This window comes from Erwinia aeris (assembly GCF_041224955.1).
Taxonomy (GTDB): domain Bacteria; phylum Pseudomonadota; class Gammaproteobacteria; order Enterobacterales; family Enterobacteriaceae; genus Erwinia; species Erwinia aeris.
In genome coordinates this window covers 136,889-152,523 of the sequence record NZ_JBGFFX010000013.1, presented here as the reverse complement: position 1 = coordinate 152,523, position 15,635 = coordinate 136,889, and the positions used below count along the sequence as shown (strand labels likewise).

The 15,635-nt window shown below is 50.1% G+C and carries 15 protein-coding genes and 1 tRNA gene; 5 read left to right on the top strand and 11 right to left on the bottom strand.

Annotated elements, in window-relative coordinates:
* The 8 genes from AB6T85_RS19370 to AB6T85_RS19335 form a co-directional block, all read right to left on the bottom strand.
* The coding region (locus tag AB6T85_RS19370) for a tyrosine-type recombinase/integrase (protein ID WP_369896399.1) at positions 1–407 on the bottom strand (407 nt) is incomplete at its 3' end.
* Between the two features lie 960 nt (positions 408–1,367).
* Entirely contained in the window at positions 1,368–4,277 is a 2,910-nt protein-coding gene (locus AB6T85_RS19365; protein WP_369896398.1) for an SIR2 family protein, read from the bottom strand.
* Positions 4,278–4,795: 518 nt separating this feature from the next.
* Positions 4,796–7,114, bottom strand: coding sequence for a primase-helicase zinc-binding domain-containing protein (locus tag AB6T85_RS19360; protein WP_369896397.1), 2,319 nt, complete (start codon positions 7,112–7,114; stop codon positions 4,796–4,798).
* Between the two features lie 9 nt (positions 7,115–7,123).
* Positions 7,124–7,462, bottom strand: a complete 339-nt coding sequence (locus AB6T85_RS19355) for a DUF5375 family protein (RefSeq protein WP_369896396.1) — start codon at positions 7,460–7,462, stop codon at positions 7,124–7,126.
* A complete protein-coding gene (locus AB6T85_RS19350) occupies positions 7,452–7,718 on the bottom strand; it encodes a hypothetical protein (RefSeq protein ID WP_104085309.1) in 267 nt (88 codons plus the stop codon). Before AB6T85_RS19350 ends, AB6T85_RS19355 begins: the two co-directional genes overlap by 11 nt.
* On the bottom strand, positions 7,715–8,242 hold the full coding sequence (locus AB6T85_RS19345) for a host cell division inhibitor Icd-like protein (RefSeq protein WP_369896395.1): 528 nt from the start codon (positions 8,240–8,242) through the stop codon (positions 7,715–7,717). Before AB6T85_RS19345 ends, AB6T85_RS19350 begins: the two co-directional genes overlap by 4 nt.
* A gap of 13 nt (positions 8,243–8,255) precedes the next feature.
* The gene (locus tag AB6T85_RS19340) at positions 8,256–8,504 is read right to left on the bottom strand and encodes a hypothetical protein (protein ID WP_369896394.1); all 249 of its coding nucleotides are present in this window, start codon (positions 8,502–8,504) and stop codon (positions 8,256–8,258) included.
* Positions 8,501–8,758, bottom strand: coding sequence for a helix-turn-helix transcriptional regulator (locus tag AB6T85_RS19335; protein WP_369896393.1), 258 nt, complete (start codon positions 8,756–8,758; stop codon positions 8,501–8,503). Before AB6T85_RS19335 ends, AB6T85_RS19340 begins: the two co-directional genes overlap by 4 nt.
* 572 nt (positions 8,759–9,330) lie before the next feature.
* Here AB6T85_RS19335 and sid point away from each other — a divergent pair.
* Positions 9,331–10,041 (top strand): capsid size-determining scaffold Sid, encoded by a 711-nt coding sequence (sid, locus tag AB6T85_RS19330; protein ID WP_369896392.1) that lies wholly within the window; start codon positions 9,331–9,333, stop codon positions 10,039–10,041.
* Positions 10,038–10,289 carry an ogr/Delta-like zinc finger family protein gene (locus tag AB6T85_RS19325; protein ID WP_369896391.1) on the top strand — a complete coding sequence of 84 codons (252 nt, stop codon included), beginning with the start codon at positions 10,038–10,040 and terminating at the stop codon, positions 10,287–10,289. The genes sid and AB6T85_RS19325 overlap by 4 nt, the downstream gene beginning before the upstream one ends.
* Before the next feature lie 317 nt (positions 10,290–10,606).
* Here AB6T85_RS19325 and AB6T85_RS19320 read toward each other — a convergent pair whose 3' ends face one another.
* The gene (locus tag AB6T85_RS19320) at positions 10,607–11,863 is read right to left on the bottom strand and encodes a tyrosine-type recombinase/integrase (RefSeq protein WP_369896390.1); all 1,257 of its coding nucleotides are present in this window, start codon (positions 11,861–11,863) and stop codon (positions 10,607–10,609) included.
* A gap of 164 nt (positions 11,864–12,027) precedes the next feature.
* Positions 12,028–12,112 (bottom strand) — tRNA-Leu (locus AB6T85_RS19315).
* 300 nt (positions 12,113–12,412) lie between these two features.
* Between AB6T85_RS19315 and AB6T85_RS19310 the strand changes: the two genes are divergently transcribed.
* The 3 genes from AB6T85_RS19310 (at position 12,413) to AB6T85_RS19300 (ending at position 14,022) form a co-directional block, all read left to right on the top strand.
* On the top strand, positions 12,413–12,820 hold the full coding sequence (locus AB6T85_RS19310) for a hypothetical protein (protein ID WP_369896389.1): 408 nt from the start codon (positions 12,413–12,415) through the stop codon (positions 12,818–12,820).
* Positions 12,821–13,183: 363 nt separating this feature from the next.
* Positions 13,184–13,309 (top strand): cupin domain-containing protein, encoded by a 126-nt coding sequence (locus AB6T85_RS19305; protein WP_369896388.1) that lies wholly within the window; start codon positions 13,184–13,186, stop codon positions 13,307–13,309.
* Between the two features lie 206 nt (positions 13,310–13,515).
* A complete protein-coding gene (locus tag AB6T85_RS19300; protein WP_253458044.1) occupies positions 13,516–14,022 on the top strand; it encodes a YjjA family protein in 507 nt (168 codons plus the stop codon).
* Positions 14,023–14,863: 841 nt separating this feature from the next.
* On the opposite strand, the gene AB6T85_RS19295 is transcribed toward AB6T85_RS19300, so the two are convergent.
* The gene (locus AB6T85_RS19295) at positions 14,864–15,484 is read right to left on the bottom strand and encodes a LysE family translocator (RefSeq protein ID WP_369896387.1); all 621 of its coding nucleotides are present in this window, start codon (positions 15,482–15,484) and stop codon (positions 14,864–14,866) included.
* Positions 15,485–15,635 lie beyond the last annotated feature (151 nt).

Here is a 15,635-nt window from a genome sequence, read left to right as displayed (position 1 = left end):
CGCTTACCTATAGCAGCAAAGAGATTATCCTCCAGACTTTTCAAAACACGAGCGCTATGTGATGCAGACCACTTCTGATTGCTGGCGTGCCAGTCTCTGGCAACCACTTCAAACGTTATCGCTTCTTGCTCTTGTTCTACCTTAACAGTTTTCTTGTTCTCACTAGGATCGACGCCATTAGCTAATAGCCTGCGGGCTTCATCCCTTCGTGCCCTGGCATCCGCCAGCGAAACTTCAGGGTATTTCCCAAGCGCCAGCATCTTCTCCTTACCGCCAAAACGATAACGCAGCCGCCAGTATTTGGAACCGTTCGGGTGAACCAGCAAAACCATGCCGTCGCCATCAGTAAGCTTATATGCTTTTTCTTCAGGCTTAGCCGTACGAACCTTCACATCACTCAGAGCCATGTTGAGTATCCTTTCAAGGGTTCTGTGTGGGTACAAACATTATCGAACCGGGATATACCCGCAGTTGTACCCGCATCAGTAAGTTGATGTAGATTGAATCAGGTTGACTTAGGTTGAGTGAAAAAGCGAGGAAAGCCTTGCGAATACTGGATTTCAGGCACAAAAAAAGACGTCCGTTGACGTCTATTGATGTTCCGATGGTGCGAAGGCCGGACTCAAATATCCACGCAATAAGATGTTTTAATTGGTTTTTTTATGAATCAATACTGAAAGTGCCCCCTTTTGTGCCCCCACAATAATTTATGGCCATGTGTTTAAAAACAAACAGTTATGGAACTGATTGAAAGTCACTCATTACTTTTTTAATAAATTTATTCTCTCGGTTCGGTTCCGTCCTGTAGACCCCTACCGGCGCTACCGCCCCTAAAATTTTAATATCCACTCAGAAAAAAAGATTTTAATAAAAAGTGTTCACCCTGTTCACCTTACATTTTTATCCTTTATTATCATATTGTTAAATGGTGATCACTTGCATTTGTACTATTCATCACTCTTCACCGGAGGGTGAACACTACTCACTTTCAGGCATAAAATCCGGTCTGGCCGGTATGGATTTTTCAGATAGCTATCTATCTCACTGAAGCCAGTGGCTAGCTTTACGGCCTGGCAAATCGAAGTCAGCCTCAGTTTATGGCAGAATGTTACTAATTAACTCAACGCTCATTGTCTAAGGTTAAAGGCTGCTATGAGCGAACAGCGGACATCAGAACCTCGTTTAGAAACGTGTCCACATTAAGCTAGTAAGTTCACTTAAGGGTATGTAACAAACTGCTATTTGTGACTGAAAGATTCAAATTTAGCGATTAATTAATTGATTAGGAAGGATGATATTAAGTAAAAGTGTTACTCATCATAATGGGTTGGGGCTGAATTTAATATTTATTTATCAGCCCCTTAATATTATATCTTATAAGGGGACTTTGAATTAACCCAATCAATGCAGTATTTTTCAATCCTCCATTTATCCATTTCATTAATGCCGTTTTCTACGAACATGCCAATTACTTTTTTATACGGATCACAGGCTGCTGTTTGACCATAATAATATGGTGAGGTCGACTCCCAAGAATCAAGAGCCAACTTTAAAAAATAACAACTTGCGAGCTTTTCACCCAATGCATGTAAACTTTCAAATATCCATTTTGAAACATGCCCGAAATTTATAAGACGATTTGCATCATTTTCTTGCATCACACAATAAAATGATTTGTAGTAACAAGTCAATGCATCGGTATGATTATTATTTAATGCTAAGCATTTCCCTATATTGCCATAAGTTGATGCACTAAACTTATCAGTTATAATCTCGCTTTGATCAAGTACTGTTTCAAGAGAAATATTCTCGGTGAACAGTTTTAGCGCTTTTGAAATACTCTTAGGTTCACCACTATCTCTTAGGCTAAGTGCGTGTGTATGTCCGATATCATATTTATCTGGCTGATTGGTTCTGTCCAGCAAGTAAAGAGCCTCTTCGCATATATTAATTGCAGTATCGTATTTCTTCTCAGTCCATGAAGAAAATGCTTTCATTTTACATAGTTGTATATATTTTTCGTCTTTCCCTTCAACCACGCTTTCAAATTTTTCGATGCAAAGATTACAGGTGGCCATATCTCCATATTCGGCAGCCATAGATGATGCATCATTAAGGAATACATCTAAATTCACAATTTTTGATGTACTGTTTTTTGACCATGAAAAGGAATTTAGGAAAATTTTACATACGCGAAGGTATTCTTCAGTATAACCAGCGGCATTAATTGCTGAGTAAACCTCTTTTAAAGAGTTAATAGCTTCTTGATAATCTGCTGCGTTTATAGCAAGCTCTGCCTTATTTGTGAAGCTAGATAATTCCTTGAAGTTGAGTTTATGGCTCAACTTCTCCTTTAATACAACCAGGAATTTGTCATAATATTTTATTAGTAAATATATATACTTACTGCGTTCACCAACATAATGATTTTTTCGGACGAATTCTTTTACTAATGGATGTAGCTCAATATAATCGCTATTTATTTTTTTTATGATTAGGTTTAAGTTAGATAGTGTTTTCAATGACTTACTAAATTTATTGTAATTCAATTCATCACGAAGTATTTCTGCATAATCATCAGCAGTTTCCGAACGAATAGCTTCTGCAAGTGTTTTTAATAGCTTTTGGTCTCGTTCATTTAATATACTCCAAACTTTATTAAGAATCGTTTCTGCTAGTAATGCTGAATCTGTGGAGTCGCTAGAAATAGACGAGCCGATATTGCTTAAAAAATGCTGCAAGCTGCTTTCTCCACGCAAAGCCTGAGCCATTATTAGGTTTAACCAAAGAGCATGGCCTTTAGTCAAATTATGCGCAACTTTCGCATAATGCAAACGTTTTTCCTTGCTTAAAGGTATTTCAGGTTTATTAAACAGCTCTATTGTATTAACTTCCGTTAATCCTTTTAAAGAAAGCTGGATGAAATCAACCGTTGCATATTGAATAAATGGACGACAAGTAAATATAAATGTAGATTGATGTTCGAATTTCATTGCTGATTTGAAAAACTTACCGATCTCATTAATCGGCTCAAGGGTTTCCATATCGATATAGCGGTCTACATTATCTAATATAAAAATACCTTTCTTACTTGATAATTTATTGAAGAATATCTGAATAAGGGTTTCATCATCCAAACCACTTAGGCTATTTAAATTAAAATCAGAAGAAACAAGACGGATCATGGATAATATTTTATAATGAAAGTTATGTTCCTCTTCCTTAAAATCTCTCCAGTCATAAATGGAATAATCACCAGCGATTTGCAGCATTGAAAAAGCTTGAGAAGCTAAAGCTGATTTACCTTCACCGCCGAACCCGGTTATAAAAATTACTTTGTAATATTGTCTTTGGATTGCTTGCAACTCTCTTTCTCTTCCAACCCAAGTCGATACTAATGGAGGAATGTCACTTCCATCCATCTCTGCGGAAAACAATCTATTATTTAAAAATGGTGCTTTTTTTTCTATAACCTCTTTTATTTTTTCTAATGAGTATGGGGAAAAAGACAGTAACTTATTAAAATAATCGGGTAGCTCATCGTAATTGGATAGCTTGATGGTTGTAATTCCGGGGATTTGCATTTCACTAGTAGAAATGATAAAGTTTTTTTTACCAAATCCATTATATTTTTCTTGGATATATTCAAACAGTTCTTTAACATAGGGGTCTTGAAACGAAAACCCCACAAATAAACATGTGTTTTCTGAAAGTAACTTTTGAAGTTGAAATACCCCGAGTGATTCATTTTTATAAAGTTCATCAAACTGATTGGTGAAAATTATGCATTTATCGGCTTGATTGATATCCCCATGAATTTTTAGTATGAATTCGTCATGATCATCTATTTTGGATAAATTATATTGACTATCATGAGTAATGATATTTTCAATTGAACTATTACTTTCGATGAGCCTATCGAAGTTGGTGGTTATTATTTTCCGACTAATTTCACTTATGGTTCTATGTATTTTACTTTCATTGTCCTTTATTTTTAATTTCCGCTCAAACCCTTCAAGGATTGTTTTTTTATCGTTCTGTATTTTGTCAAGGACCTCTAGCGGGGTCATTACATCGTTTTCTAATGCCGAATAAAACCCGGTTGCTTTTGATATTGTCTTTATGTTTTCAGCAAGTATCTCCATTGTTATTTTTTTCCAATCAGGTAAACCTGCCGATCGGGAAAGACCTGCACCAACAAAGATGACAAGCTTTTTTTCATTGATTGAATTTTTAAGAAACTCAGGGATGAGGTCTTGATCCTTGTCGAAATCCATTTTTCACCTAAAAGAATATGTCACGTGGTAGATATTTTATATCATAAGTATTTTTCATTATGCACGCAATGCTTTAACCGCTATGCCAGCCCGCTTTATGCGGCGCTTTGAATGCAACTGCTATAATTATCTAGTTCCGCACCTGATGGTCCGGTAAAATCGTGCCTGCAATGCCATCACGGATAGCGCCAACATACAGATCCCGGCGTTTACGCTTTCAAACACGCTGTGCTTACTAGCCGGTTTCAGGCGTTAAACCAATATCACACCTCTCCTTACTTTTGTCGTTTTTTTCTGTGGGCAACTGTTTTAATCGCTAAAAGTGCTATCCTATTCCACTATAATTTTCATTAGTTAACTATCAGAAATAGATATCATCTACATATTAATTAGTGTGTTTATTTCAATTAGAAACCGTGGGGCAATGACGTGATCCACACAGGCTAACAGACCATGATGCAGGCAACGTCCGCTGTTGGCACAAACCGGCCGGAGCCGGTTTGGTGTTATCGGGTTGCCTAACTCTCGCAGCGCGGCAGCCAGTCGGCCTCGCAGTCTTCACTCAGCTCCAGGCTGGTCTGGATGCCGTTTTTTGTCTTGCGCTTCAGCAGTTCTATCTCGTATTCCTTCAGCGTCTGAGGCACCGCCTGGCCGAACGCTGTCAGGCTCATGGGGTGCTGATGGCCTCTTGCCTCCATAAAAGACAGGTAGGCGTGATACAGATAGCGGCGCGGGTTCATGGGCCGGATATTGGCGTTGCCGATAAACAGCCCGGTCGGCGTGCTGAGCGGCGTCAGGTAGCCACAGAAGTCAACCAGCGGGTCGGCGCTGCGCTTGATTTCCAGCGCCTCCTCCGACGACTGCTGCGCCTGCAACAGTTCGCGGGCGTCGTCCGGGCGGCTGAAGTGCTGCATCAGGTGGCGCACGATAACCGCCAGCTCACCGGTAATCTTCTCCAGCAGCTTTGGATCACGTTCGTTCGCCGGTATCACGTCCGGGAACGGCAGGATAACCCGACGACGCGACACGCCGCCGCTGCGGTCGCTGAAGCGCATCGGGTTGTTGTTCACGGCCAGTATCACCGCCGGAATGTGCGTTGAATAAGCGTCGCGGTATTTCGGGTCAATCGCCACGGCGTCACCGCCGGTAATCGCCTTGATGCCCGCGCCATCGCCGCTCCATTTCTCCTGGTCAGGCAGGATAATTAAGGAGTAGCCAACCACGCTTGCACGTTCCCGTGACGACTCCAGCGTGTCGATGGTTGCCGCCGTGGTGTTGTCCTCGCCTGCCAGCAGGCGGGCTATGGATGCCATCACGCTTTTCCCGCTGCCGCCGGGGCCGGTGACCTCAAGGAACAGCTGCCAGTCGTAGCGGTTTGCCAGCACCATAAATAACGCCGCGAGGATACGCTCCTGCTTCGCCTCATTGCGTCCGGCCGCCCGCGTCAGCCACTGCCAGAAGTGCGGCGCATCATCCGCCAGATTCTCGCCCGCTTTGGGCGTGGTGTAGTCCACGCTGTTAACGGTGCGGAGCCAGTTCTCTTTTTTATGCGGCCCAAAGGTGCCGGTTGCGGTATCAAATACCCCGTTACGAAAGCCAATCAGCCGCCGGGCCGGTGCGCCCATCTGCGGCACCATCAGCTTGAGCGTGTCCACGATGCCGCCTATACCGGTTGCCGAGAACGGCGCGCGCACCCTCTGAAACAGCGCGGCGATTTCCCGGCTGAGCACGCGGTACGGCAGCACCTGCCACGCGCCGCCCTCATACCGGCACAGGTCTTCCCCCACCACCGGCACGGCCAGCGTGTTGAGGTAGTGCGCGGCCAGCAGTTCGGCCTTCTGGCTGGCGCTCATGGCCTTCAGGTCGGCCTCGCTCACCGACTCAAACGGACTGAGCGCTTTCGGCTGCGTAAAGGCGGTCAGCATTGCCTGTGTAGCGACTTCCCCCTCTGCCTGAAAGACGTCGTTCCAGTCGCCGGTGACGGCTGGCAGTGCGGGTTTACCGTTACAGCGTTTTGCCGCCGCTTCGGCGCGCAGCTGGCCGGTGCCGTTCTCGTCATTATCAGCGGCAATCAGTATCAGCGTCTCCGGGTATTCCGCGTGCAGGCGTTCCGCCAGCGCGGGCAGGTTGTTGGCGCTCAGGGCGACGTAAACAGCCTGGCCGGTGAGCCGGTGCACGGTCAGGCCGGTGGCATACCCTTCGGTCAGCCAGAGCGTGTCGCCGGGTTCACCCAGGCGGTGGAAAGCCTCTTTCACCTGACCGCCCGCAAGGGTACGTTTGGTGCCGTCAGCATTAATCAGCTGGGCGTTAACCGTGTCGCCGGTAAAGTCCGTCAGCGGGACAAGCAGGTCGCCGGGCTGATAGGTGGTGTCGCTGATGCGTTTTGAAGTGGTCAGCGTCAGAACGGACGTTTCAGCCAGCCCCTTGCCCGTCAGGTAGACGTTACCGGTATTCGCTTTCGCTCCGGCAACAAGCCGGGCGGCTTCCTTTGCCGCCTTAAGGCGAGCCTGCGCCTTTTTCTCGTCCGTTTTCTCCGTGGGTGCCTGAACCGGCTTAACCGGCAGCGTGCCAATCAGCACGGCCACCCGGCAGGCGGCCTCCTTTGTGTTCACGTCCAGCGCCTTTTCAACCAGCGCCAGCCCGTCGCCCGCGCCGCACTGGTTGCAGACCCACGTTCCGCGCCCGGCCTGATTGTCAAAGCGAAAGCGGTCTTTGCCGCCGCAGACCGGGCACGGCGAGTGCTGCCCGACGGCGTTGATGCTGATACCCAGCGCGGGTAAAAGCTGCGGCCAGTGACCGGCGGCGGCGCGCACAGTATCGGTGACGATATGTTTCATGCGGCCTCCTTAATGCAGCGTGGTTTTTGAGGCGGCCAGGCGGCCGCACAGCAGTTCATCCATCATGGTTTCACCCATGCGCGTCAGGCGCGGCGCGGCGACCAACACGTCGGGCTGTACCATTTCGCTGAGCATGGTGCAGGCCATGTCCATGCCGTTTTCCGGGCCGTACTTACGCACGTAATAGCCCTCAAGCTCCAGCGCGATGGTCATCTGCACCTCGTCCAGCGAGGCGGCAACGTCGAGGCCGTAGCGCTCGCAGGCGGTCAGGTAGCCCTGGGCCACGGCGCGGCGATAGACGGCGGTGCGTACCTCAACGGGCAGGCAGGACTGATTATTAGTTGTCACGGGAGACCTCCATATCGTTAAGCATGACGGATTCGCAGGTGCTGACCACTTTCCCCAGCTGGTCGGTAAGCAGCGCCACCACGGATGCCAGCGCGTTGCCGTCCGGGCCGTCCTTACGGTTGCCGGAGCATTCGATAACGTCGAGCATATCGAGCACGGTCACGCCCACGCTGTGGGCATGCTGAAGGCGCAGAAAATCGGCGTGCGGAATGGGGTAGCTGTCGTGGTTGTTGAGTCGGGCTGACAGGGTATTCATGCGGCCACCTCACAGAGCGGCAGGCGGCCGGCAAAGGACAGCACGTAATCGCGGGCCAGCAGTCGGCGGGCGGCGGATTCAGTTTCGGCGGTGGTGCGCAGCATGCAGGGACGGGCGGCGGTATCGGCGCGGCGCACGGCGGCAAATAAAAAGGTGAACTGCATGCGTGCAGAAATAAGGGTTGCGGCCATAATGGCTTTCTCCAGGGTTAGCTTAAGAAAGCTACCACCAGAGTTCCTACACTCGGGGGTGGTAGCCCAGACGGGGGTAGGAATACCGGCAACCTTGGAAACCGGCCAGCCCGAAGGCTGCCCCGCCTGAGCCACCATTGTTTTACAGGCGCAACGGCATAAGAACCGCTGCGCTAAAAAATGGCGCACTGAGGCAACGACGTAAAAAAACACGCGTGGCGCGTGCTGTGTCGCCAAGGTTAAGCTCGGGTTCCTACGCCCGGCTGCCGATTTTGCGGCAGCGGGAAAACAGTACACCGACGGCTCGCCAGAAAAAAGCCTTTTTTTACGCATCGGGCCTTTTTCCTCAGCAATCGGTCAGGACGTGATCGGATTGCGGCGGATTTGATCGGAAGTTTTCGTTTTTCTCCCTCTTGCTCCCCTTTGCGGGCTTCGGCTTTTCGGAAAGCACGGAAATATGGCCGTGGCGGCCGCTGTTGAATGCGGGCAGCGTGGATTTTTTGCCAGCAATGGCGGAAAGCAGGCTTTCGGCCACGTACACCGCCTCTTCCTGGCTGAGCGGATAGCTGCGGGTGCCGAAGTTAAGCTTAATCATGCCGCACCTCCGGCACGCTGCGCGATGCGGACCTGCATCCAGTCGTCAATCTCCGACGCCAGCCAGGCGACGTTCTTGCCGCCGAGCGAAATCTGCGAGGGAAACTGCTCCCGGCAAATCAGGTCGTAAATAGTGGAGCGCGACAGGCCGCAGGTGCTGATAACTTCCGGCAGGCGCATAAAGCGGTCGCGGGGGTACTGCAGGTCGTTTACGGTCGGCGTCGCCGGGGCAGATGGTGAAGCGGTGGAAAGCATGGTGTTACCTCATTTTGTATCCGGGCGGCGCTGGCCGGTTCCGGTCGTGTTGTGCTGGTAACCCCCTATTTTGATAATATTTTTCCCCGTGTAAACAAGCCTTTTTTTGTTGATAAGCCAGTAAAAAAGTTGATTTGTCGGTGCTGGTCGATATTGGTCGTTATTGGCCTATATTGGCCGGAACGAAAAAAAATTAATGAATTTAAGTTATATAAATTATTTTTTAATTGCATAAGTTTCTAAGCAGTACAGCCGAAAGTTGCTCCTTATCACAAATTAAATCCTTAAACCTTGCTCGCCAAGAAAAGGTCGATTTAAAAGCGGGTGAACAGTGGTGAACACCCGGTGAACAGTTCATTCTCAGGTGTTCACCCCTTTACTTACTGTATTTATTATCTTTTTTACAAGAGTGAAGAGTAGTGAACAGTTTTATACAAAACTAAAAGCTCAGAGAGGGTTTCCGGTGAAGATTTGGCCGTGTTTGCTCAGCGACAGGCAGACAGCAATGAAATGATTTGTCCGGTGGTGAACAGCAGAATAGCGACATCCTTTACAGATGAAGAGACAACGCTATGAGCACCCCGGAAAAGAGCACCGCCCTGAAAAACTTTGAGCACGCCCGTACCGCGCACCTTGAGAAGATGAAACAGTACAACAACACCTGCGCCGACATTACCCGCTGCGAGAAGGAGCGTGAGGCGGCCATCGAGGCGGGAAAGGAAGCCGAAACGAACTGGCGTACCCGCTTTCGCAACCTGCGCGGCAACCTGACCGACGAGCTGAAGGCGGAGCACAGCCAGCGCATTGCCAGCCGGGAGCTGGCGGAAGAGTTTACCGGGCTGATTGCCGAGCTGGAGCTGGATAAGCAGGTCTTCATGCTTAACGCCTGTGGCACGGGCAGAGAATATGTATACGCACACAAGCTGGCCTTCAACGAGTTTGCCGACGCGACCTGGCAGTCGGCGCTGCGCAACGTCAGCCCTTCGCTGTTGTGGGCCATCCGCCTGCGGCTCCAGCGTGAAAAGGTCAATCCACGCGACGACGACGAGCGCAGCGATATGCAGGTCGTGGCGGAGCTGATTGGTAACGCGCTGACCCGCGCGGCGGCCGCGCTGCCGGAGAAGGTACTCACCGAAGCGCCGGTGCTGGAGAATATCGGCCTGTGGCGTCCGGCGCTCACCGGCGTGGATATGGTCCTGTATGCCAATCCGATTAAGCGCAACAGGGCGTGGGATGCCATCCACGTACACCGTCCGTGGATAAGGGAAGGTAAAAAGAAATGATGCACTGCCCGTACTGCAAAAGCCCGGCGCATGCCAAATCGAGCCGCTATATGTCGGAACAGGTGAAGGAGCGCTATCACCAGTGCACCAATCTCGACTGCTCCTGCACGTTCAAAACCAGCGAGAGCATCACGAAGGTCATTACCGCACCGCCGCAGCCCGAACCGCTTCCCGCAGTCGCCCCGGAGCCGATGAAAGAACGGCAGACGCTCGGGCGCTACGGCTCGTCCTTCCGCACCCTCCACTGACCATAACGGCCGCTGAAACCAGCGGCTTTTTTGTCTCCGCTTTTTATCCTTTCAACGCCCTTTTTCTGGCCAGCCGGGTTTGTAAAGAGCTGTGAATGCATAACGTGCATGATTTTGCATGCAGAATGCAGCAACTCAGAGACCCCGTCAGCCCGTGCCCGGCGGGGCTTCGCCCGGTTCATGCAGCTGCATAAAAATCGATGCATAAAGCGGGCAGGCGAGGCGGGGGTAGCATTGCGCGCTGAGGGGAAAAGCAATATAGCTTCGTGCCAAACACGCTTTTGTTTTGGAGTGGCTAAATTGCGCATCGCAATGCCTCACTTACGTTTTGCATAATCGTAAGGAGAGACGTACTCACTACTGTTCGCATAAAGAAAATCCGCCCACCATTGCACCATCAATCTGCGTTCATCTAAATGCTCAGAAGTATGAATGTAAGCAGCGCGTACATTGTTACGCTCGGAGTGGCTCAACTGCCGTTCTATCGCATCATCACTCCATAATCCCGACTCACCCAGCGCACCCCGTGCCATTGTCCTGAAGCCATGCCCGCAAACTTCGGTTTTTGTGTCATACCCCATAGCGCGCAGAGCATTGTTAACCGTGTTTTCGCTCATGACTTTCTTAGGGTCGTGATCGCCGGGAAAGAGCCTCTCGTTGTCACCGCTTAATTGCTTCAACTTTTCCAGGAGGGCTAAAACCTGACGGCTTAGCGGTACAAGATGCTCCTCTTTCATTTTCATACCACGGTGAGAGTAACGAACTCCTTCTATCTCTTTGCGTTGTGCAGGAATTTTCCATAAAGCCCTTTTGAAATCGAACTCATCCCAACGGGCAAAACGCAGCTCACTAGAACGGACGAAAGTTAGCAATGAAAGCTCTACAGCAATACGGGTCATGATACGCCCACGGTATGCGGCCAGGCGCTCAAGAAATTCAGGGAAACGGCTGAATGGTAATGCGGGGTAATGGCGAGCCTTGACGGTAGAAAGTGCCCCGGCCATATCAACAGCGGGATTAGATTCAATGTAATCGTTCTGTACGGCATAGCGCATTATCGCCGTAACACGCTGCTGAAGGCGCTGAGCGACATCATGCCTGCCACTGGCATCAACAGCTTTAATAGGTGCTAACAGCTGACTGGTTTTCAGCTTACGAACGTCCGCCAAACCAATATGAGGGAAAATATACAGTTCGAGATAGCGCCGGATCCGTGAACGATGGTCATCACTCCAGCGCTTATTACTGGCATGCCATTCGCGGGCGATCGTTTCAAAGGTGTAAGCCCCCGCATTTTCAGCCTGGGCTTCTTTCTGTTCAGCCTTGGGGTCAATCCCCTGCCCTAACATCTTTTTAGCTTCATCGCGCTTAGCACGTGCCTCAGCAAGCGTAACTGTCGGCCAGACGCCAAAGGCAAGCCGGTCTTCTTTTTTGTCGGCTGGCCGTCGGTACTTCATACGCCAGTATTTTGATCCTTTAGTCGTGACCTCAAGATACAAACCGCCACCGTCAGCCATTTTATAAGTTTTTTCTTTAGGCTTTGCAGTGTCGACCTGGCGGGCATTCAGCTTCATTTTGGGGGCACATTTTTTATCGAAGTGGGGATGCCCCCAATTATGCCCCCAGTGGGGTCTGGATTGCAACGGATGTGCTCGGACGATGCCGGATGATAAAATCAGCCTGCATGTTGATTTTAAAAGGTTTTTTGGACTTCCTCGGACGAGGATGGACAGGATACTGGTGCCGAAGGCCGGAATCGAACCGGCACGCCTTGCGGCGGTTGATTTTGAATCAACTGCGTCTACCGATTTCGCCACTTCGGCACTGAAGGGTATGCGGAAAACGTTGTGGATTATACCTTTACCCCCTGTTTCCGCAACCCCTATCAGCAGGCAAACGCGCAACTGCTTAAAAAAACGTCGCGCTACCCTTTCCTTGCCGTTCAAGCAACGTTCAGGCTATATCACGTATTTTGCCACAACTGCTCATTTACTCACCACGGCACAATAAATACACTCTCCTTATGATTTTAACCGCACGTTCATACAAGGAAACGGGACTACCCGCCCCGCCCTATACGGCGAAGCCCCAGGATCAAACATGGATAAGAGCAGGGATAGACTATGCGAAGCGCACGGGATTTTAAGAAGCGGTATGTTATAGCGGTATTACTACTGGCGATCGTCGCATACGGCATTCTGAAGGTAGCGAATTTTTCGCCTTTCGAAGAGTCGGTTATACAGCGACAACAGATCAACTCCTCTACTACACTGTACGTAACGGAAGGCAGCGCTGGCGCTACTACAAAAAACGTTTATCAATATTATCTCGTTCCTTCTGAGGTAGCGGAAAGCGATTTCTTAAAACAGGCTGGCGATAAATATAAGTCATTTTTGTCTACCTCTGACGAAAACGTCAAAATGCAGATAAACAGCAGCGCCATCCATCTCTCCGTTAAGGGAGACGTCTATCATTTCACTAACGCGGCCAGCTACTCGACTACTATTTATCTGACATCCTCACCTTTCTGAAAGCGGCTTGTCGTTCTTAACGTCTACCCTGACCTTTATCATCAGCCACAAAGAAACCTTATGACCGCCGCTCCCAAATCTTCCGACCTCACGACTCCTCCTTTCTTAGCCTACCCACAGCTGTCACCGCAGCAGAAGCCACTGCCGTAACCAGCCCTTCACTCTTTTGCGGCACTTGCCGACCAACACATCAAGCATCGCCCTGGCGATTGGCCTCAGCAACTTTGGCGTTAACCTTACGCGCATTTTGCCTGGCGGCAGTTCGGCGCTGCGGCATTCGCATACAAAGCAGGATGAGTTTATCTATATCCTTTCCGGGCACCCGGTGCCGATCGCTGGCGAAACGAAACTGGCACCCGGTATGTGTACTGTTTTAAAGCGGGAACGGGCAATGCGCATCAGATGATGAATCCGGACAGCGAGGAAGTACATTATCTGGAGGTTCCGCTGGCGACAGCGTCAGCTATCCTGATGACGACCTACAGTTAGTCATGACAGAAGATAGCAAGCCGCAGTTTCAACATAAAGATGAAACGCCTTACTGAATAAGCAGTTCCAGGACTACTCTTAAAGCCGGGTTTGCCGAGCCGGGCTGTCGCCCCATACGGAACTCCAGGCTAATCCCGCAGTCCCACTGTGGAGATCGGTGCGCGCCGGGAACAGGTCGTGCCGGACAATTTAAAGAAGGTATAAAAATGAAAGCAACAACCAAGATAGCGTTGGCATTAACGGTTTCATCTTCCCTGTTCGCTGGCGTGGCTTCGGCCGCAAGCTGGCAGGATCAGCTCAGCAATGCTGCCAACACGCTGAGCCAGAACAATGCTAACTCTGCATCAACTACCACGCAGAATAACGGTATGTCGCTGGGTGCACTGGCCGGCCTGCTGAACGGCGGCAATCAGCAGCTCAGCGCTAACAGCATGACCAATGCCGCAGGCGTGTTGCAGTACTGCGTGCAGAACAACGTGGTAAATAACAATGTGAGTTCCGTAAAGGATCAGCTGCTGAGCAAGCTGGGCCTGACCGACACGGCGAAAGCACAGGAAACCACCGACTATAAACAAGGTCTGATGGGCTTGCTGAATACCGGCAGCGATCAGCAGGTAAACCTGAAAAGCCTGGGTAACACCGAATTAGGCAAGAAGGTGAAAACCAAAGCCTGCGATCTGGTGTTGAAACAAAGCAAGCAGTTTATCTCCTAGGCCATTATCACCAAGCCTCTGCGCCAAGGACGGTGCAGATGCCTCCACTCTCTGCACAGACAGATCAACCGATTAGCGAAAGCGTCCTGTCGTGCTCAAAGCAGAAGCTGCTCCTTACTTCAGCCCAAAAGCTACAGCGACTCATTCACCACGCCAAAATCACAGCCGTCCCCTGGTTACGCTCGTAAACCAGACCGAAGCTACAGCAGAACACTAGCTACCCTTGCAGACAATGCCGAACGTTCCCGCTTGCAGACAATGCCAAAAGCCAAAGCGGCCTCACTTATAAACCACATCAAACCCACAACCGTTCACCAGCCAGACTTTCAGGCCGCGTCAAAGTCACAATAGCCCAAAGACCAGGCTTATAAACCACGTCAAAGCCACAACAGCCCACTGACCAAACTTATAAACCACACCAAAGCCACAGCCGTCCCCCGATCAATCCTACAGGCCACGCTAAAACCTGAAGTGGCGGGAACACGAGCGGGTTAGTAAAGCGTCCTGCGCCATGGACGGCGCAGGCCGAGCTGTCAGGGACGACGCTTTTTGCGTCTTTACGATCCGATCGGGTTCCCGGCACATTCCCCGATTTCACAGAAAACAGGCTCTTTTCTTACAGAGCGCTCCATACACCGCAGAAAGCAGGCCCTTTTCTTACAGAGCGCTCTGTGCACTACAGAAATCCGCCCCTTTTCCTGACGCACTCTCCGCGCCACAAAAATTCGCCCCGTCTCCGTTTCTAAACACGCTCCCCACACAAACTCCTCACACAAAAACGCGGCCCACAGCAAACCGCTTCTTCCATACACGCCTCCGGCCTTCGAAGTCCCCGCCTTGCCTATTTCACTATCAGCTTAATGCCCAGCGCGGCCATCACGCTGCCGCCGATACGGTCGAACGTCGCCTTATAGCGCAAACAGGTATTACGCGGCCCGCTGGAGGACAGCGCCCAGGCCACAAAGGCATACCACAGGCCATCCACCAGCATCGACACCACCGGCAGCGCCACGTACATCGCTGGCGTAATGTGGCTCGGCAGCAGCGCGGCAAAAATCCCGGCAAACACCACCGCCGTTTTAGGGTTACTGATTTGCGTAATAAAAGCAGTTAAAAAGGCACGGCGAAAGCTTTTCCCCATGTTGCCGCTGTTCTCCATATGCAGCGGCTCACGCGCGTGGCGGAACATCTTAAACGCCATCCACAGTAGATAAAGCCCTCCGCCGGTCTTCAGCACCAGCCACAGCCACGGCACCGCCGCCAGCAGCGTATGCAGGCCCATTAGCGCAATTAATGAAATCACTATCGAGCCGATGCCCATTCCCAGCGCTGCGCCCATACCTGCCCGTCGCGAAGAAGCCACCGCCGTACGCGCCACCATAATAAAACTCGGGCCAGGGCTCATGGCACCCAGCGCCAGCGCGCCGCCAATCGTGGCTACTGCAATAATGTCCGCATCCATCTTTTTTCCTCGCCGCAAAATTAATAAATTACAGAAGTTTGCTGCGGTTGCCACCTTCGCTATGTACTTTTCTCCACAGCGCGACGGTTTGCATCTCCGGGCACCAGCCTGCATTATCGTTAACCGCCAACAGTTAACTTTTTCTGTAGTG